A 16,963-nucleotide genomic window follows, 5' to 3' on the forward strand; every position below is an offset into this window, starting at 1 on the left:
TGAGTGAGAAGGATTGAACCGATGCGTTCAGGTGTGATTGCACAGAAGGTGGGAATGACCCGCGTCTATAACGACGCCGGCGAGCATGTCCCGGTAACGGTACTGCGCATGGAGGCCGTCCAGGTCGTCGCTACGCGTACTGTCGAAAAGAATGGCTATACCGCAGTTCAGCTCGGTGCCGGCCAGGCGAAGGTGAAGAACACGTCGAAGGCGATGCGCGGCAATTTTGCCATTGCCAACGTCGAGCCGAAGGCCAAGGTCACAGAATTCCGTGTGTCGGAAGACCAACTGCTTGAGATCGGCACTGAGATCAAGGCGGGTCACTTTGCAGCCGGTCAGCTCGTCGACGTGACGGGCACGACGATCGGTAAGGGTTTTGCCGGCGCCATGAAGCGCCATGGTTTCGGTGGTCTCCGCGCCACGCACGGTGTGTCGGTTTCGCACCGTTCGCACGGTTCGACCGGCTCGCGCCAGGATCCGGGCAAGGTTTTCAAGAACAAGAAGATGGCTGGTCACATGGGCCAGACGCGCGTCACGACGCAGAACCTGGAAGTGGTTTCGACCGACGAAGATCGTGGTCTGATCCTGATCAAGGGTGCTGTTCCTGGTTCCAAGGGTGCTTGGATCATCGTGCGCGACGCCGTCAAGTCGGCCGCGAAGTAAGGGAGCCAGATCAATGGAATTTAACGTCAAAACCCTCGAGGGAAAAGACGCCGGGAAGGTTTCCCTTTCGGACGCGATTTTCGGCCTCGAGCCCCGCGAAGACATTATCGCCCGCGTCATCCGCTGGCAGCTTGCCAAGAAGCAGCAGGGCACGCACAAGGCAAAGGGCCGCGCTGAAATTTCGCGCACCGGCGCCAAGATGTACAAGCAGAAGGGTACGGGCCGCGCCCGCCACCATTCGGCTCGCGCTCCGCAGTTCCGCGGCGGCGGCAAGGCTCACGGCCCAGTCGTCCGCAGCCATGAGCATGACCTTCCGAAGAAGGTTCGTGCACTCGGCCTGCGTCTCGCTCTTTCGGCCAAGATCAAGGCCGATGACGTCATCGTCATCGACAACCTGGTTGCCACCGAAGCCAAGACCAAGGCTCTCGCGTCTGTATTCGAGACGCTCGGCCTGACCAACGCCCTCTTCATCGGTGGCGCAGAACTTGATGGCAACTTCAAGCTCGCAGCTCAGAACATCCCGAACATCGATGTTCTTCCGATCCAGGGCATCAACGTTTATGACATCCTGCGCCGCGGCAAGCTCGTGCTTTCCAAGGCTGCGGTTGAAGCGCTAGAGGAGCGATTCAAGTGACCGATCTTCGCCACTACGATGTGATCGTCTCTCCGGCGATCACCGAAAAGTCCACGCTGGTATCCGAAAACAACCAGGTTGTTTTCAATGTCGCCAAGCAGGCGACGAAGCCGGAAATCAAGGCTGCTGTCGAGGCGCTGTTTGGCGTCAAGGTTACGGCCGTCAACACTCTGCTGCGCAAGGGCAAGACCAAGCGGTTCCGCGGTTTCGTCGGCAAGCAGAAGGACGTGAAGAAGGCTGTTGTGACCCTGGCTGAAGGCCAGACGATCGACGTCTCCACCGGTCTCTGAGGTATAAGAAAATGGCATTGAAAACATTCAATCCGATCACCCCGAGCCAGCGCCAGCTGGTCATCGTCGACCGTTCGGCCCTCTACAAGGGCAAGCCGGTCAAGGCGCTGACGGAAGGCCTGACCAAGAGCGGCGGTCGTAACAACCTCGGTCGCATCACCGCCCGCTTCATCGGCGGCGGTCACAAGCGCACGTATCGTCTGATCGACTTCAAGCGTCGCAAGTTTGAGGTCGAAGGCACGGTCGAGCGTATCGAATACGATCCGAACCGCACCGCTTTCATCGCGCTGGTGAACTATGCTGATGGCGAGAAGGCTTATATCCTCGCTCCTCAGCGCCTCGCTCCCGGCGACAAGGTCATCGCTTCCGAGAAGGCTGTCGACGTCAAGCCCGGTAACACCATGCCGCTGCAGTTCATCCCGGTCGGCTCCATCATCCACAATGTGGAAATGAAGCCGGGCAAGGGTGGTCAGATCGCTCGCTCCGCCGGTGGTTACGCACAGCTCGTCGGCCGTGACCAGGGCATGGCGATCCTTCGCCTGAACTCCGGTGAACAGCGTCTCGTTCATGGCTCCTGCCTTGCTTCGATCGGCGCCGTCTCCAACCCTGACCACGCCAACATCAACGACGGCAAGGCCGGTCGTACCGTTTGGCGCGGCAAGCGTCCGCACAACCGCGGTGTTGTCATGAACCCGGTCGACCACCCGCACGGCGGTGGTGAAGGTCGCACCTCTGGTGGCCGTCACCCGGTTACTCCGTGGGGCAAGCCGACCAAGGGCAAGCGCACCCGGTCGAACAAGTCGACCGACAAAATGATCATGCGCTCGCGTCATCAGCGTAAGAAGTAAGAGAGGAAGTCTCCAATGGCTCGTTCAGTATGGAAAGGTCCGTTCGTTGACGGCTATCTTCTCAAGAAGGCTGAGAAGGTTCGTGAAGGCGGACGTGCAGAAGTGATCAAGATCTGGAGCCGTCGCTCCACGATCCTGCCGCAGTTCGTCGGTCTTACCTTCGGCGTCTACAACGGCAGCAAGCATATCCCGGTCAGTGTCAATGAAGACATGGTCGGCCACAAGTTCGGTGAATTCTCTCCGACCCGCACCTATTACGGTCACGGCGCGGACAAGAAGGCGAAGAGGAAGTAACAATGGGCAAGGCAAAAGCCGAACGCCGGCTGAAGGACAACGAGGCGCAAGCAGTCGCCCGCACGCTCCGCGTCAGCCCCCAGAAGCTCAACCTGGTTGCTGCGGCTATCCGCGGCAAGAAGGTCGAGCGCGCACTCGCTGAGCTGGAGTTCTCCCGCAAGCGCATCGCAGGTGCCGTCAAGAAGACGCTCGAATCTGCGATCGCCAATGCCGAGAACAACCACGATCTCGACGTCGACTCGCTTGTCGTCGCCGAGGCCTATGTCGGCAAGTCGATCGTCATGAAGCGTTTCCACGCTCGTGGCCGCGGTCGCGCGTCGCGCATCGAAAAGCCTTTCGCGCACCTGACGATCGTCGTTCGTGAAGTGCAGGCAGTAGAGGAGGCCGCATAATGGGTCAGAAAATCAATCCAATCGGTTTCCGTCTTGGCATCAACCGTACCTGGGATAGCCGCTGGTTTGCGGACAATGCCGAGTACGGCCAGTTGCTGCACGAAGACCTGAAGATGCGCAAGTTCGTCATGAGCGAACTGAAGCAGGCCGGGATTTCCAAGGTGGTCATCGAGCGTCCACACAAGAAGTGCCGCGTCACGATCCACTCGGCACGTCCGGGCCTGATCATCGGCCGCAAGGGCGCAGACATCGACAAGCTCCGCAAGAAGCTGTCGGAGATGACGAATTCGGAAACGCACCTCAACATCGTCGAAGTGCGCAAGCCCGAAGTCGATGCGACGCTGGTCGCTCAGTCGATCGCCCAGCAGCTCGAGCGCCGCGTGGCTTTCCGTCGCGCCATGAAGCGCGCCGTTCAGTCCGCGATGCGTCTTGGGGCCGAAGGCATCAAGATCACCTGCGCCGGTCGTCTCGGCGGCGCTGAAATCGCCCGTACGGAATGGTACCGCGAAGGTCGTGTGCCGCTGCACACGCTACGCGCCGACATCGACTACGGCACGGCTGAAGCAGAAACCGCATTCGGCATCTGCGGCATCAAGGTCTGGATCTTCAAGGGCGAAATCCTTGAGCACGATCCGATGGCTTCCGAGCGCCGTGCGATGGAAGGTGACGCCCAGGGTCCGGCAAGCCGTGATCGTGACCGCGACAGAGACCGTCGCCGCGACAACGCTTGATAGCGCGCGTGGCAGAGAAGTTCGGAGAATAAGAAAATGTTGCAGCCAAAGCGTACCAAGTACCGCAAGCAGTTCAAGGGCCGCATCAAGGGCGTCGCTAAGGGCGGTTCTGACCTGGCATTCGGCGAATTCGGCCTGAAGGCTCAGGAACCCAACCGCGTCAACGCGCGCGAGATCGAGGCGGCCCGCCGCGCGATCACGCGTTATATGAAGCGCGCCGGCCGTGTATGGATCCGCGTGTTCCCGGACGTTCCGGTGACCAAAAAGCCGACCGAAGTCCGCATGGGTAAGGGTAAGGGCTCCGTTGAATACTGGGCATGCAAGGTCAAGCCCGGCCGTATGATGTTCGAGATCGACGGTGTCAGCGAAGAAATCGCCCGTGAGGCTCTTCGCCTCGGCTCCGCCAAGCTCTCGGTCAAGACGCGCTTCGTTCAGCGCATTGCAGAGTAAGGAATTGAGCTCATGAAAGCCTCAGATGTTCGCGGGTTTACCGCCGACCAACTCAAGGACGAGCTTGCCAAGCTGAAGAAGGAGCAGTTCAACCTGCGCTTCCAGAAGGCGACCGGCCAGCTCGAAAAGTCCTCGCGCATCAACGAAGTCCGCAAGGACATCGCCCGCGTGAAAACCATTGCCCGCCAGAAGGCGGCAGAAGTTAAGGCCTAAAGGAAGAAAAATATGCCGAAGCGCATCCTGCAGGGCGTCGTCGTTGGCGACAAGAACGAGAAGACGGTAGTGGTTCGCGTCGAGCGTCGTTTCGCTCACCCGCTGCTCCAGAAGACCGTTCGTCGTTCCAAGAAGTACAAGGCCCACGACGAGAACAATCAGTACAAGATTGGCGATACCGTATCCATCGAGGAATGCGCGCCGATCTCCAAGGACAAGCGTTGGACGGTGATTTCCGCCCAGGGCCAGTAACAGAATTTTGTGCGAGGCCTTGCGTCTTGCCGAAATATCTGTATGAAGCAGCGTCAGAACGCTCGAAAGCCGGGCGTTCTTTTGCTTTGAGCGCACGGAAGGTCCTTCGGGAAACCACCCTGGCACGATCGATCCCGCGCTATTCAGCTATTGCCGCGTCTGTGCTGCCGTCAAGGCATCTCGGCCGGCGAAAATTTTCATAAGCCGGAGTAGGGGGCTAGCCCAACCATTCCGGTAAACCAAGAAGGCGACCTGATATGATTCAGATGCAAACAAACCTCGACGTCGCGGATAATTCCGGCGCACGTCGTGTCATGTGCATCAAGGTGCTGGGCGGCTCGAAGCGCAAGTATGCCTCGATCGGCGACGTCATCGTCGTTTCGATCAAGGAAGCGATCCCGCGCGGCCGTGTGAAGAAGGGTGACGTGATGAAGGCGGTTGTCGTTCGTACCGCCAAGGACATCCGTCGTCCGGATGGCTCCGTCATCCGCTTCGACACCAACGCAGCAGTCCTCATCGACAACAAAAAAGAGCCGATCGGCACCCGTATCTTCGGACCGGTTCCGCGCGAACTTCGCGCCAAGAACCACATGAAGATCATCTCGCTGGCTCCCGAAGTACTGTAAGGAGCGAAGCGATGCAGAAGATTCGTAAGGGCGACAAGGTCGTCATGCTCGCTGGCAAGGACAAGGGCCGCACCGGCGAAGTTGTCCAGGTCATGCCGAAGGAAGATCGTGCCGTTGTTCGTGGCGTCAACGTCGTCAAGCGCCATCAGCGCCAGACGCAGACCCAGGAAGCCGGCATCATCAACAAGGAAGCCCCGGTCCACCTGTCTAACGTTGCAATCATCGACAAGGACGGCAAGCCGACCCGCGTCGGTTTCAAGGTTGTTGACGGCAAGAAGGTCCGTGTGGCCAAGCGTTCTGGAGAAGTGATCGATGGCTGAGGCAAAATACGAGCCACGGCTCAAGAAGGAATATGTCGAGCGCATCCGCAAGGCGTTGCAGGAGCAGTTCTCCTACGCCAACGAGATGATGATCCCGAAGCTCGACAAGATCGTGATCAACATGGGTGTTGGCGAAGCGACCGCCGACTCGAAGAAGCCGACGGTAGCTGCCGCCGACCTCGCAGCGATCGCTGGCCAGAAGCCGGTCATCACCCGCGCACGCAACTCTATCGCTGGCTTCAAGGTCCGCGAACAGATGCCGATCGGCGCCAAGGTCACCCTGCGCGGCGCCCGCATGTACGAGTTCATGGACCGTCTCGTGAACATCGCGCTCCCGCGCGTTCGCGACTTCCGCGGCCTGAACCCGAAAAGCTTTGACGGCCGTGGCAACTTCGCCATGGGCATCAAGGAGCACATTGTGTTCCCTGAGATCAACTACGACAAGGTTGATCAGATGTGGGGCATGGACATCATCGTTTGCACGACGGCGACGACCGACGACGAAGCACGGGCTCTTCTGAAAGAGTTCAGCTTCCCGTTCCGTCAATAACCGTAACGACGAGCGTAGAAAAGGAACCTGACATGGCGAAGACAAGCGCAGTTGAAAAGAACAAGCGCCGCCGTACTACGGTCGCCAACCAGTCCGCTAAGCGGGCTGCGTTGAAGGCGATCATCATGAACCAGGCTCTTCCGATCGAAGAGCGGTTCAAGGCCTCGATCAAGCTGGCATCCCTGCCGCGTGATGGATCGAAGACCCGTGTTCGCAACCGTTGCGAAGTTTCGGGGCGTCCGCGCGCATATTACCGCAAACTGCGCATGTCGCGTATTGCGCTGCGTGAACTGGGCAATTTCGGCAAGGTGCCGGGTATCGTCAAGTCGAGCTGGTAAGGAGCAGGTTACATGACAATGACTGATCCGTTGGGCGATATGCTCACCCGTATCCGTAACGGCGCTTCCCGCCGCAAGTCGTCGGTTTCGACGCCTGCGTCCAGGCTCCGTGCACGTGTTCTCGATGTCTTGCAGTCCGAAGGCTACATCCGTGGCTATTCCGTTGTCGATTTCGGCAATGGCAAGTCGGAACTCAGCATCGAGCTGAAATATTATGAAGGCGCGTCGGTGATCCGTGAGATCGGCCGTGTGTCCAAGCCGGGCCGCCGGGTTTATGTCTCGGTCAAGTCCATTCCGCAGGTCGCGAACGGCCTCGGCATCACCATCCTTTCGACTCCGAAGGGTGTGATGGCCGATCACCAGGCTCGCGAACAGAACGTTGGCGGCGAGGTTCTTTGCTCGGTCTTCTAAGATCGGGCAGGGATCTCCATAGCGAACAGACAGGATTGAAACATGTCTCGTATCGGTAAGAAGCCCGTTCAGGTACCTGCTGGGATCACGGCTACGGTCGATGGCCAGAAGGTCACTGCAAAGGGCCCGAAGGGCGAGCTGTTTTTCGTTGCTAATGACGAAATCAGCCTCAAGCTCGAAAACAACGCGGTCGTCGTGACGCCGGTGAACCAGAGCAAGGATGCACGTTCAAAGTGGGGCATGTCCCGCACGATGATCGAAGGCATCTTCAAGGGTGTCACGGACGGCTTTGAGCGCAAGCTCGAAATCAACGGCGTCGGTTACCGCGCCTCCCTGCAGGGCAAGAACCTGCAGCTGGCTCTCGGTTTCAGCCATGACGTGATCTATGAGCCGCCGGTCGGCATCACGATCGTCGTTCCGAAGCCGACTGAAATTGTTGTCTCTGGCATCAATAAGCAGCAGGTCGGTCAGGTCGCCGCTGAAATCCGCGAATATCGCGGTCCTGAGCCCTACAAGGGCAAGGGCGTCAAGTACGCTGACGAGCGGATCGTCCGCAAAGAAGGCAAGAAGAAGTAAGGATCACGCGAAATGGCTAGCAGGAAAGAAGCACTTGCACGTCGTGCCAACCGCGTGCGCCGTCATATCAAGTCGGTGGCCAATGGCCGTCCGCGCCTGTCGGTTCATCGCTCCTCGAAGAACATCTACGCCCAGGTCATCGATGATGTGGCCGGCAAGACGCTTGCGTCTGCCTCCACCCTCGAAAAGGATCTGCGCGGTTCTCTGAAGACCGGTGCCGATACCGCCGCCGCTGCCGTTGTCGGCAAGCTCGTTGCCGAGCGCGCCTCCAAGGCCGGTGTTACGGAAGTCGTGTTCGACCGTGGCGCCTTCATCTTCCACGGCCGCATCAAGGCTCTCGCCGATGCAGCCCGCGAAGGCGGTCTCACCTTCTGATCAGTTTCCGGCCGGACGCTTATAGCGCCGGCCGGATTTTCGCCGGACCGCAAGCACTCTCCGATAGGGGAGGCTGACGCGGTCCACATTTATTTGCCGATTGCACCCGGAAAAGAAAAAGGAAGAGGACAATGGCACAGGAAAGAAGGCCGCAGCGGGAAGACCGCCAGAGCCGTGACGAGCGCGACAGCGAATTCGTCGACAAGCTGGTCGCGATCAACCGCGTTGCCAAGGTCGTCAAGGGCGGCCGTCGTTTTGGTTTTGCAGCACTCGTCGTCGTCGGCGACCAGAAGGGCCGCGTCGGCTTCGGCCATGGCAAGGCACGTGAAGTGCCGGAAGCCATCCGCAAGGCAACCGAAGCCGCCAAGCGCGAACTGATCTTCGTACCGCTGCGTGACGGCCGTACGCTGCATCACGACGTTCATGGCCGCCACGGCGCCGGCAAGGTTCTGCTGCGCTCGGCCAAGGTCGGTACCGGCATCATCGCCGGCGGTCCGATGCGCGCCGTATTCGAAACGCTCGGCATGCATGACGTCGTCGCCAAGTCGACCGGTTCGTCGAACCCCTACAACATGGTTCGCGCCACCTTCGACGCTCTGAAGCACCAGGTTCACCCGAAGGACATCGCAGCTCAGCGCGGCATCAAGTATGCAACGCTGCAGGCTCGTCGTAGCGCCTCCGGCAACGCCTCTGAAGAATAAGAGGAGTTTGACAGATGGCCAAGGCTACTAAGAAGGCTGAAGCGAAGACTGTCACGATCGAACAGATCGGCAGCCCGATTCGCCGTCCGGATGTCCAGCAGCGCACGCTGATCGGTCTCGGACTGAACAAGATGCACCGTCGCCGCACGCTGGAGGATACTCCTTCCGTTCGTGGCATGATCCGTGCTGTCCAGCATCTCGTTCGCGTCGTCGACGAGAAGTGAGACGGAGGAAACGCTCATGAAACTCAATGAAATTAAAGACAACGAAGGCTCGACCCACAGCCGCAAGCGCCTCGGCCGCGGTATCGGTTCGGGTTCCGGCAAGACGGCTGGTCGCGGCGTGAAGGGTCAGAAGTCCCGTTCGGGCGTCGCCATCAACGGCTTCGAAGGCGGCCAGATGCCGATCTATCGTCGGCTGCCGAAGCGCGGCTTCAACAACATTTTCGCTTCCGATTTTGTTGTTGTGTCGCTCGGCCGGATCCAGGCGGCGATCGACGCCGGCAAGCTGGATGCCAAGGCGACCGTTGACGCAGCTGCCCTCAAGGCGGCCGGCGTCATCCGCCGCCCTAAGGACGGCGTTCGCGTTCTCGCCGACGGCGAGCTGAAGGCCAAAATCACCATCGTCGTTGCAGGCGCCTCCAAGCCTGCCGTCGAGAAGATCGAAAAGGCCGGCGGCACCGTGACGCAGCTTTCGGCTCCGGCTGCAGCCGAATAATAATCTGATGATATCTCGCCCGGGGTGCTTCACACCGGGCGATTTTGCTCCCATATGTGGGCCTCACAAAAACTTGGCTGGCGCGCCCGCGTCATGCCGGTAAGACTAAAACAAGGGTGAGGCATGGGGTTGCGCTGCAATCCGTTCTGAACCCGGTTTTGAATAATTTTCATACTGATTCCGGGGCCGGCCTATCCCCTAGAGACGCCGGAATTGGTAGCGCGGAGAATCGCATGGCTTCTGCAGCGGAACAATTGGCATCCAACCTCAATTTTTCGACCTTTGCCAAAGCCGAGGATTTGAAGAAGCGCTTGTGGTTCACACTGGCAGCTCTCCTCGTCTACAGGCTCGGCACCCATATTCCGCTTCCGGGTCTCAATCCCGAAGCCTATGCCCAGGCTTTCCGCGGTCAGTCAGGCGGCATTCTCGGCCTCTTCAACATGTTTTCGGGCGGCGCTGTTCAGCGCATGGCGATCTTCGCGCTCGGCATCATGCCCTATATCTCTGCTTCGATCATCGTGCAGCTCATGACATCGGTCGTGCCGGCGCTGGAAAACCTCAAGAAGGAGGGCGAGCAGGGCCGTAAGATCATCAACCAGTATACCCGTTATGGCACGGTCATCCTCGGTGCGCTCCAGGCCTACGGCATCGCCGCCGGCCTTGAGAGCGGGCAGGGCCTCGTTGTCGATCCGGGCTGGTTCTTCCGTGTTTCCACCGTTCTGACGCTGCTCGGCGGCACGATGTTCCTGATGTGGCTCGGCGAGCAGATCACCTCGCGTGGCATCGGCAACGGCATCTCGCTGATCATCTTCGCCGGCATCGCCGCCGGTCTTCCGACGGCTCTTGCCAGCACGCTCGAACTTGGCCGCACCGGCGCATTGTCGACCTTCCTCATCCTGCTGGTCATCATCGTCGCGATCGGCGTCATCGGCGTCATCGTCTTCGTCGAGCGTGCCCAGCGCCGGCTCTTGATTCAGTATCCGAAGCGCCAGGTCGGCAACCGGATGTTCCAGGGCGATACCTCGCACCTGCCGCTGAAGCTCAACACGTCGGGCGTCATTCCGGCGATCTTCGCCTCGTCGCTGCTGCTGCTGCCGGCAACGGTTGCGGGCTTTGCCAGCACGTCGGGGATGCCTGGCTGGGCGACATCGATCGTCGCGGCCCTCGGCCATGGCCGACCGCTTTACATGGTGCTCTATGCGGCGCTGATCGCCTTCTTCGCCTTCTTCTATACGGCCATCGTCTTCAATCCGAAGGACACGGCCGACAATCTGAAGAAGCATGGCGGCTTCATTCCCGGCATCCGCCCGGGCGAGCGTACGGCCGAATATATCGACTATGTGCTGACCCGAATCACGATGATCGGCGCAATCTATCTCGTCTTCGTCTGCATCCTTCCGGAGATCTTGGTGTCGCAAACCGGCATCCCGTTATCCCTTGGTGGGACTTCGCTTTTGATCGTGGTTAGCGTAACTCTTGATACGGTTGCACAGATCCAGGGTCACCTGATCGCGCAGCAATACGAAGGCCTGATCAAGAAATCGAAGTTGCGTGGAGGAAAGAGGGGGCGATGAGACTTATCCTTTTGGGGCCGCCGGGCGCGGGTAAGGGAACCCAGGCCCAGCGGATCGTGGAAAAGCACGGCATTCCGCAGCTTTCCACGGGGGACATGCTGCGTGCAGCGGTTAACGCCGGCACGGATGTCGGCAAGCGCGCCAAGGCAGTCATGGACGCCGGCAAACTTGTCTCGGATGAGATCGTTATCGCCATCGTCTCCGAGCGTATCGATCAACCCGATTGCGCCAACGGCTTCATTCTCGACGGTTTCCCCAGGACGCTCGTCCAGGCAGACGCCACGGAAGCGATGCTGAAGGCAAAGGGTCTCGGCCTGTCCGTCGTTATCGAATTCCGTGTCGACGATGACGAGCTGGTCCGTCGCGTCGCCGGTCGCTACTCCTGCGCACAGTGCGGCAGCGTCTATCACGATACCGATAAGGTTCCGGCTGCCGAAGGCGTGTGCGACAAGTGCGGTTCCACGCACTTCAAGCGCCGTCCTGATGACAACCCGGAGACCATGACGGCTCGGCTGCAGGTCTACTACAAGGAAACCTCGCCGCTGATCGGCTATTACCATGCCAAAGGCAAACTCAAGACCGTGGACGGCATGGCAGAGATCGATCAGGTGACGGCCGAGGTCGAAAACATTCTTTCGAAGCTTTAAGGCTTTGAAAATAAACTTGGCGGAACGGTTGCTTTTCAGCAGTGATTCCGCTAAACACCGCGCCAACTCGCGACATTCCATGCGATCGGCGCGGATTTCCCAGGGAAGTCCGGGTGCGGTCGTTTTGACATGTTGCGGACGTAAATCTGAACGAGCGGTTCTAAAGACCGCATAACGAAGCCCACTTGCCGGATGGCAACTGGAATGCAAGGAGAACAGGCGTGGCACGTATCGCTGGCGTCAACATCCCGACTGCGAAGCGCGTTGTTATCGCGCTGACCTACATTCACGGGATCGGTACGAAATTCGCACAGGAAATCGTCGAGAAGGTCGGTATCCCGGCTGAACGTCGTGTGCATCAGCTGACGGACGCCGAAGTCCTTCAGATCCGCGAAGCCATCGACCGCGACTATCAGGTCGAAGGCGATCTTCGTCGCGAAACCTCGATGAACATCAAGCGCCTGATGGACCTCGGCTGCTACCGCGGCCTGCGTCATCGCCGCGGCCTTCCGGTCCGCGGTCAGCGCACGCACACCAATGCCCGTACCCGCAAGGGCCCGGCAAAGGCAATCGCTGGTAAGAAGAAGTAATTTCCGGGAAACCGGAGTAGGGAGGCTGGCGGTCTGCGCCGGCCTCTTTTGAGTTTGGAGCGGGACCGTATAGGCGCCGTTCCGGTGTAGCCGCTGGCATTACGGCGGCGAAGAGATCAACGAAAGGAATACCATGGCTAAGGAAGCCGTCCGCGTTCGCCGTCGTGAACGCAAGAATATCTCGTCGGGTGTCGCTCACGTCAACTCGACCTTCAACAACACGATGATCACCATCACCGATGCCCAGGGCAACGCGATTGCTTGGTCTTCGGCTGGCGCCAAGGGCTTCAAGGGCTCGCGCAAGTCGACCCCGTTCGCTGCCCAGATGGCTGCCGAAGACTGCGCCAAGAAGGCTCAGGAGCACGGCATGAAGTCGCTGGAAGTCGAAGTTTGTGGTCCGGGTTCGGGTCGCGAATCGGCTCTGCGCGCGCTCCAGGCTGCTGGTTTCATGATCACGTCCATCCGCGACGTGACCCCGATCCCGCACAATGGCTGCCGTCCGCGCAAGAAGCGCCGCGTCTGATCATCGCTCTCGTCACTGGTGAGCGCCTTGGCGCTCCCGGTGGTTTTCAAGCTCGGTTGCCACGATTGGATGGTGGCAACGAACGGAAGGCAAACTCATGATTCAGAAGAACTGGCAGGAACTGATCAAGCCGAACAAGGTGGAGTTCTCCTCGAGCTCGCGCACCAGGGCGACGCTTGTTGCCGAACCGCTGGAGCGCGGCTTCGGCCTCACCCTCGGCAATGCGCTTCGCCGCGTTCTGCTCTCCTCGCTGCGCGGCGCTGCCGTCACGGCGGTGCAGATCGATGGCGTGCTGCATGAATTCTCTTCGATTCCGGGCGTCCGCGAAGACGTGACGGACATCGTGCTCAACATCAAGGAAATCGCCATCAAGATGGATGGCGACGACGCAAAGCGCATGGTCGTGCGCAAGCAGGGTCCGGGTGTTGTCACGGCTGGCGACATCCAGACGGTCGGCGATATCGAAATCCTCAACCCCGAGCATGTCATCTGCACGCTCGACGAGGGTGCCGAAATCCGCATGGAGTTCACCGTCAACAACGGCAAGGGCTACGTTCCGGCCGAACGCAATCGTGCGGAAGATGCTCCGATCGGTCTCATCCCGGTCGACAGCCTCTATTCGCCGGTCAAGAAGGTGTCCTACAAGGTTGAAAATACCCGCGAAGGACAGGTTCTCGACTACGACAAGCTGAACATGACCATCGAAACCGATGGCTCGATCACCGGCGAAGACGCCGTCGCTTTTGCGGCGCGCATCCTCCAGGATCAGCTTGGCGTCTTTGTCAACTTCGACGAGCCGCAGAAGGAAACCGAAGAGGAAGCAGTCACCGAACTCGCTTTCAACCCGGCTCTCCTCAAGAAGGTGGACGAACTCGAATTGTCGGTCCGTTCGGCAAACTGCCTGAAGAACGACAACATCGTCTATATCGGCGACCTCATTCAGAAGACCGAAGCAGAAATGCTCCGCACGCCGAATTTTGGTCGCAAGTCGCTGAACGAAATCAAGGAAGTTCTCGCTTCCATGGGCCTGCACCTCGGCATGGAAGTGCCGGCATGGCCGCCCGAGAACATCGAAGATCTCGCCAAGCGTTACGAAGACCAATACTGAGCGGCGTGAGGAAAAGTGTGAAGCGGTTTTCCGCCCGCACGCCGATCGCAAGAACATAACAGAAGGCAGGCTCTTTCGGCTGCCTTTCCCCGTCAAACAGCAGGCCGATCGCCTGCATGTGCCAGGAAACGGCAGGCCCACTTAGCGTAAGGGCACCTGCATTAAAGGAGAATAGCAATGCGCCATGGTAAAGCCGGCCGCAAGCTGAATAGAACTGCAAGCCACCGCAAGGCGATGTTCGCCAACATGGCCGCTTCGCTGATTACCCACGAGCAGATCGTCACGACCCTGCCGAAGGCCAAGGAAATCCGCCCGATCGTCGAGAAGCTCGTCACGCTCGGCAAGCGCGGCGACCTGCACGCTCGCCGTCAGGCGATTTCGCAGATCCGCGATGCCGCCGTCGTTTCGAAGCTGTTCGATACGATTGCAACGCGTTACGCCACCCGCAACGGCGGCTACCTGCGCATCATGAAGGCCGGCTTCCGCCAGGGCGACAATGCCGCCATGGCCGTGATCGAATTCGTTGATCGCGACACCTTCGCCAAGGGCGCAGCCGACAAGGCCCGCGTCGCTGCCGAAGAGCAGGCCGTCGCCGCTTAAATCTTCCGCTCCGGCGGAAACAAAACAGCCGGGCTCGCAAAGCCCGGCTGTTTTTGTTTGTGCATCGGTCGCAGACGAAAGTGGGGCGCCGATCTGCGAAGACAAACCGCAGCTCGTCGATCATTCGCAATCTCCACCTCAACCGTCCAACGGGCTGACTGATATAGGATAGGTCTCATTGCGCGACATCGTTCAGACTCGCTCTCAAGTGCGGTTCCTCCGCCTCGCCGCCCTGCTTGTGGTGATAGCACTTGGGCTGGCGCTGAGACGGTTCGGCTATGCGGTCGATCTGCCCTTCGTCGTCGTCAAATATGGGGGCTCGGCGTTCTGGGGAGCGATGGTCTATCTGCTCGTAGCCCTCTTTGTCGCAAGGTCACGGCCGGCCATCCTTGCTGTCATAGCGCTGGTCATAGCGATCTCAGTGGAGTTGTTCCGGCTCTATCACACGCCCTGGCTCGACGCGTTTCGGCTGACGACCGCAGGGGCACTGCTGCTCGGCCGGATATTTTCGCTCTGGAACATGCTGGCCTATGCAATCGGGATCGCCGCGGCCTGCGCCTTCGATCCCGCCCGGCGGGTTGCGATGAGGTCCGGCCTTTAAGTTTGCCGTCTCACGAAGCCGACGCCATCGCGCGATTGCGCGTTCGCCCCTGGCCTTTCTTCCGGCTGCGCGCGATCGGGCGATAGGAGCGGTAGAGGATGAGGGCGATGATCAGCCCGACATAGATATATTGCTGGAGATCGAGGATCTTGGTCGAGAGCGCGAAGTGCAGCGCTCCGCAGGCGGCGATGATAATGACCAGGCGGTGCAGCCAGATCCAATTCTTGCCGAGGCGGCGGATCGAGAAATTATTGGATGTCACCGCCAGCGGAATGAGCATCGCAAGGCCGGCCATGCCGAACATGATGAAGGGACGCTTCAGCACGTCGTTGATGACGGCATGGATATCCATCGCCTGGTCGAGCACCATGTAGACGGTGAAATGCATCAGCGCATAGTAGAAGGTCAGCAGGCCCAGCGCGCGGCGATAACGCAGATAGTTCCAGCCGAAGAGCTCGCGGGCAGGGGAGACGGCAAGCGTTGCGATCAGGAAACGGATCGTCCAGATGCCGAGGAAAAGCTCGAAGGTCTTGACCGGATCGGCGCCGAGCTGATCGGTCGCTCCGAGATAGAAGGTCCAGGCCGCCGGCAAAAGCCCGATGGCGTAAAGCAGCCAGACGGAGGCGGGCTGCCAGCGCTTGGGAATGGCAAGCGATAGTTCCGCCATCAGAAATTCGCTTTCAGATCCATGCCGGCATAAAGGCTCGCCACGTCGTCGGCATAACCGTTGAAGGGCAGGGTGGGGTGGCGGCTCGCGCCGAAGAAGCCGCTTTCGCCGATGCGCCGCTCGCTCGCCTGGCTCCAGCGCGGGTGGTCGACTGCGGGGTTGACGTTGGCGTAGAAGCCGTATTCCTGCGCATTGGTGACCTGCCAGGTGTTCTTCGGCTGCTGGTCGCTAAGCGTGATCCTGACGATCGACTTGATGCCCTTGAAGCCATATTTCCATGGCACGACGAGACGGACCGGCGCACCATTCTGGTTCGGCAGCGTTTCGCCATAAAGCCCGACGGCCAGCAACGTCAGCGGATGACGCGCCTCGTCGAGGCGCAGACCCTCGACATAGGGCCAGTCGAGCGACTGGAAGAAGCCCTTTTGTCCCGGCATCTCGTCTGGCCGCACCACGGTTTCGAAGGCGACGTATTTGGCGCTGCCGAGCGGCTCTACCTTGTCGAGCAGCGATGCCAACGGAAAGCCGTCCCAGGGAATGACCATCGACCACGCCTCGACGCAGCGCATGCGATAGGTGCGCTCCTCGATCGGAAATTCCTTGATCAGCGCCTCGAGGTCGAAAGTGCCTGGTTTGTTGACCATGCCGTCGACCTTGATTGTCCAAGGCAGCGGCTTGAAATCGCCGGAATTCGCGGCTGGATCGGCCTTGTCGAGGCCGAACTCATAGAAATTATTGTAGGTCGTGACGTCCTTGATCGGCGTCGGCTTCTCGTCGACCTTGTACTTGCTTTCGACCGCGGAGAGCGCCGCAGCACTCGCCTTGCCGGTGCTGTAGAGCCCAAAGGCCCCAAGTGCTGCCGCGCCCAGAAATTCACGACGGCGCAGGTATATCTGGCGTGGTGTGATCTCGGACGACGCGATCTTCGGTGGGCGATAGCTTGGCATGTCGAAAACCTCCTGGGCGGATCTTCGGAATATAGTCCCTAAGCGAACCGCCGGCATAACAGGATTAAAGCACGTCGCGCAAAAGTGTGCAGCGGTTTTGCGATAACGACATGCGTATAAACAAAGGCCTAAAGTGCGGGGAGCGAATCTGAAAGATCGCGATGCGCTTTAGTGTCTAAGCCTTGAATATTGCTGACGGGAAGCCAATTTTTTGTGTTCGGTCGTGATGGAATAGGTTGTAACCCAATGTCGCGCCAGACCGTATATGATCGATCGTACAAGGCGCTTCTCCGGGCAGCGTACCGGATTTGGCCTTGCCGGTAGT

The 16,963-nt window shown here is 59.5% G+C and carries 29 protein-coding genes; 27 read left to right on the top strand and 2 right to left on the bottom strand.

Annotated features, from left to right (window positions below):
• Positions 1-21 precede the first annotated feature (21 nt).
• The 27 genes from rplC (at position 22) to HJB83_RS08550 (ending at position 15,024) form a co-directional block, all read left to right on the top strand.
• On the top strand, positions 22-663 hold the full coding sequence (gene rplC / locus HJB83_RS08420; protein ID WP_007626085.1) for a 50S ribosomal protein L3: 642 nt from the start codon (positions 22-24) through the stop codon (positions 661-663).
• Between the two features lie 13 nt (positions 664-676).
• Positions 677-1,297: a 50S ribosomal protein L4 gene (gene rplD, locus HJB83_RS08425; RefSeq protein ID WP_207583845.1), complete on the top strand. Its 621-nt coding sequence runs from the start codon at positions 677-679 to the stop codon at positions 1,295-1,297.
• On the top strand, positions 1,294-1,587 hold the full coding sequence (locus HJB83_RS08430; protein ID WP_003547550.1) for a 50S ribosomal protein L23: 294 nt from the start codon (positions 1,294-1,296) through the stop codon (positions 1,585-1,587). The genes rplD and HJB83_RS08430 overlap by 4 nt, the downstream gene beginning before the upstream one ends.
• An 11-nt stretch (positions 1,588-1,598) precedes the next feature.
• Entirely contained in the window at positions 1,599-2,435 is an 837-nt protein-coding gene (rplB, locus tag HJB83_RS08435; protein ID WP_007626082.1) for a 50S ribosomal protein L2, read from the top strand.
• Between the two features lie 15 nt (positions 2,436-2,450).
• Entirely contained in the window at positions 2,451-2,729 is a 279-nt protein-coding gene (gene rpsS / locus HJB83_RS08440) for a 30S ribosomal protein S19 (protein WP_003573797.1), read from the top strand.
• A gap of 2 nt (positions 2,730-2,731) precedes the next feature.
• Positions 2,732-3,121: a 50S ribosomal protein L22 gene (rplV, locus tag HJB83_RS08445; protein WP_007626081.1), complete on the top strand. Its 390-nt coding sequence runs from the start codon at positions 2,732-2,734 to the stop codon at positions 3,119-3,121.
• Positions 3,121-3,852 (top strand): 30S ribosomal protein S3, encoded by a 732-nt coding sequence (gene rpsC / locus HJB83_RS08450; RefSeq protein ID WP_003547554.1) that lies wholly within the window; start codon positions 3,121-3,123, stop codon positions 3,850-3,852. Before rplV ends, rpsC begins: the two co-directional genes overlap by 1 nt.
• 36 nt (positions 3,853-3,888) lie before the next feature.
• On the top strand, positions 3,889-4,302 hold the full coding sequence (rplP, locus tag HJB83_RS08455; RefSeq protein ID WP_003547555.1) for a 50S ribosomal protein L16: 414 nt from the start codon (positions 3,889-3,891) through the stop codon (positions 4,300-4,302).
• 12 nt (positions 4,303-4,314) lie between these two features.
• Positions 4,315-4,515 carry a 50S ribosomal protein L29 gene (gene rpmC / locus HJB83_RS08460; protein WP_003547556.1) on the top strand — a complete coding sequence of 67 codons (201 nt, stop codon included), beginning with the start codon at positions 4,315-4,317 and terminating at the stop codon, positions 4,513-4,515.
• A 12-nt stretch (positions 4,516-4,527) separates the two neighbouring features.
• Complete coding sequence (gene rpsQ / locus HJB83_RS08465; protein ID WP_003573791.1) at positions 4,528-4,767, top strand: 30S ribosomal protein S17; 240 nt, start codon at positions 4,528-4,530, stop codon at positions 4,765-4,767.
• A 257-nt stretch (positions 4,768-5,024) separates the two neighbouring features.
• Positions 5,025-5,393: a 50S ribosomal protein L14 gene (gene rplN / locus HJB83_RS08470; RefSeq protein WP_003573790.1), complete on the top strand. Its 369-nt coding sequence runs from the start codon at positions 5,025-5,027 to the stop codon at positions 5,391-5,393.
• Positions 5,394-5,404: 11 nt separating this feature from the next.
• On the top strand, positions 5,405-5,713 hold the full coding sequence (gene rplX, locus HJB83_RS08475; protein WP_003547559.1) for a 50S ribosomal protein L24: 309 nt from the start codon (positions 5,405-5,407) through the stop codon (positions 5,711-5,713).
• A complete protein-coding gene (gene rplE / locus HJB83_RS08480; protein ID WP_003547560.1) occupies positions 5,706-6,263 on the top strand; it encodes a 50S ribosomal protein L5 in 558 nt (185 codons plus the stop codon). The genes rplX and rplE overlap by 8 nt, the downstream gene beginning before the upstream one ends.
• 32 nt (positions 6,264-6,295) lie before the next feature.
• Entirely contained in the window at positions 6,296-6,601 is a 306-nt protein-coding gene (gene rpsN / locus HJB83_RS08485) for a 30S ribosomal protein S14 (RefSeq protein ID WP_007626078.1), read from the top strand.
• A gap of 12 nt (positions 6,602-6,613) precedes the next feature.
• The gene (gene rpsH / locus HJB83_RS08490) at positions 6,614-7,012 is read left to right on the top strand and encodes a 30S ribosomal protein S8 (protein ID WP_007626077.1); all 399 of its coding nucleotides are present in this window, start codon (positions 6,614-6,616) and stop codon (positions 7,010-7,012) included.
• A gap of 42 nt (positions 7,013-7,054) precedes the next feature.
• Positions 7,055-7,588 carry a 50S ribosomal protein L6 gene (gene rplF / locus HJB83_RS08495; RefSeq protein WP_007626076.1) on the top strand — a complete coding sequence of 178 codons (534 nt, stop codon included), beginning with the start codon at positions 7,055-7,057 and terminating at the stop codon, positions 7,586-7,588.
• A gap of 12 nt (positions 7,589-7,600) precedes the next feature.
• A complete protein-coding gene (gene rplR / locus HJB83_RS08500) occupies positions 7,601-7,963 on the top strand; it encodes a 50S ribosomal protein L18 (protein WP_007626075.1) in 363 nt (120 codons plus the stop codon).
• Between the two features lie 131 nt (positions 7,964-8,094).
• A complete protein-coding gene (gene rpsE, locus HJB83_RS08505) occupies positions 8,095-8,664 on the top strand; it encodes a 30S ribosomal protein S5 (RefSeq protein WP_007626073.1) in 570 nt (189 codons plus the stop codon).
• Positions 8,665-8,678: 14 nt separating this feature from the next.
• Positions 8,679-8,888, top strand: coding sequence for a 50S ribosomal protein L30 (gene rpmD, locus HJB83_RS08510; protein WP_003547566.1), 210 nt, complete (start codon positions 8,679-8,681; stop codon positions 8,886-8,888).
• 16 nt (positions 8,889-8,904) lie between these two features.
• Positions 8,905-9,381, top strand: a complete 477-nt coding sequence (gene rplO, locus HJB83_RS08515) for a 50S ribosomal protein L15 (RefSeq protein WP_007626070.1) — start codon at positions 8,905-8,907, stop codon at positions 9,379-9,381.
• Positions 9,382-9,614: 233 nt separating this feature from the next.
• Positions 9,615-10,955, top strand: coding sequence for a preprotein translocase subunit SecY (gene secY, locus HJB83_RS08520; RefSeq protein ID WP_207583846.1), 1,341 nt, complete (start codon positions 9,615-9,617; stop codon positions 10,953-10,955).
• Positions 10,952-11,602: an adenylate kinase gene (locus HJB83_RS08525; RefSeq protein ID WP_207583847.1), complete on the top strand. Its 651-nt coding sequence runs from the start codon at positions 10,952-10,954 to the stop codon at positions 11,600-11,602. Before secY ends, HJB83_RS08525 begins: the two co-directional genes overlap by 4 nt.
• 221 nt (positions 11,603-11,823) lie before the next feature.
• Complete coding sequence (rpsM, locus tag HJB83_RS08530) at positions 11,824-12,192, top strand: 30S ribosomal protein S13 (RefSeq protein WP_007626066.1); 369 nt, start codon at positions 11,824-11,826, stop codon at positions 12,190-12,192.
• Between the two features lie 133 nt (positions 12,193-12,325).
• Positions 12,326-12,715, top strand: coding sequence for a 30S ribosomal protein S11 (rpsK, locus tag HJB83_RS08535; protein ID WP_007626065.1), 390 nt, complete (start codon positions 12,326-12,328; stop codon positions 12,713-12,715).
• 97 nt (positions 12,716-12,812) lie between these two features.
• The gene (locus tag HJB83_RS08540; RefSeq protein ID WP_003547579.1) at positions 12,813-13,823 is read left to right on the top strand and encodes a DNA-directed RNA polymerase subunit alpha; all 1,011 of its coding nucleotides are present in this window, start codon (positions 12,813-12,815) and stop codon (positions 13,821-13,823) included.
• 177 nt (positions 13,824-14,000) lie between these two features.
• A complete protein-coding gene (gene rplQ, locus HJB83_RS08545) occupies positions 14,001-14,423 on the top strand; it encodes a 50S ribosomal protein L17 (RefSeq protein WP_007626063.1) in 423 nt (140 codons plus the stop codon).
• Between the two features lie 178 nt (positions 14,424-14,601).
• Complete coding sequence (locus HJB83_RS08550; RefSeq protein WP_207583848.1) at positions 14,602-15,024, top strand: DUF2809 domain-containing protein; 423 nt, start codon at positions 14,602-14,604, stop codon at positions 15,022-15,024.
• 10 nt (positions 15,025-15,034) lie between these two features.
• On the opposite strand, the gene msrQ is transcribed toward HJB83_RS08550, so the two are convergent.
• Positions 15,035-15,691 carry a protein-methionine-sulfoxide reductase heme-binding subunit MsrQ gene (msrQ, locus tag HJB83_RS08555; RefSeq protein WP_207583849.1) on the bottom strand — a complete coding sequence of 219 codons (657 nt, stop codon included), beginning with the start codon at positions 15,689-15,691 and terminating at the stop codon, positions 15,035-15,037.
• On the bottom strand, positions 15,691-16,638 hold the full coding sequence (gene msrP / locus HJB83_RS08560) for a protein-methionine-sulfoxide reductase catalytic subunit MsrP (protein WP_207583850.1): 948 nt from the start codon (positions 16,636-16,638) through the stop codon (positions 15,691-15,693). Before msrP ends, msrQ begins: the two co-directional genes overlap by 1 nt.
• Between the last annotated feature and the right edge of the window lie 325 nt (positions 16,639-16,963).

It is taken from the genome of Rhizobium sp. NZLR11, from assembly GCF_019685115.1.
Classification (GTDB): domain Bacteria; phylum Pseudomonadota; class Alphaproteobacteria; order Rhizobiales; family Rhizobiaceae; genus Rhizobium.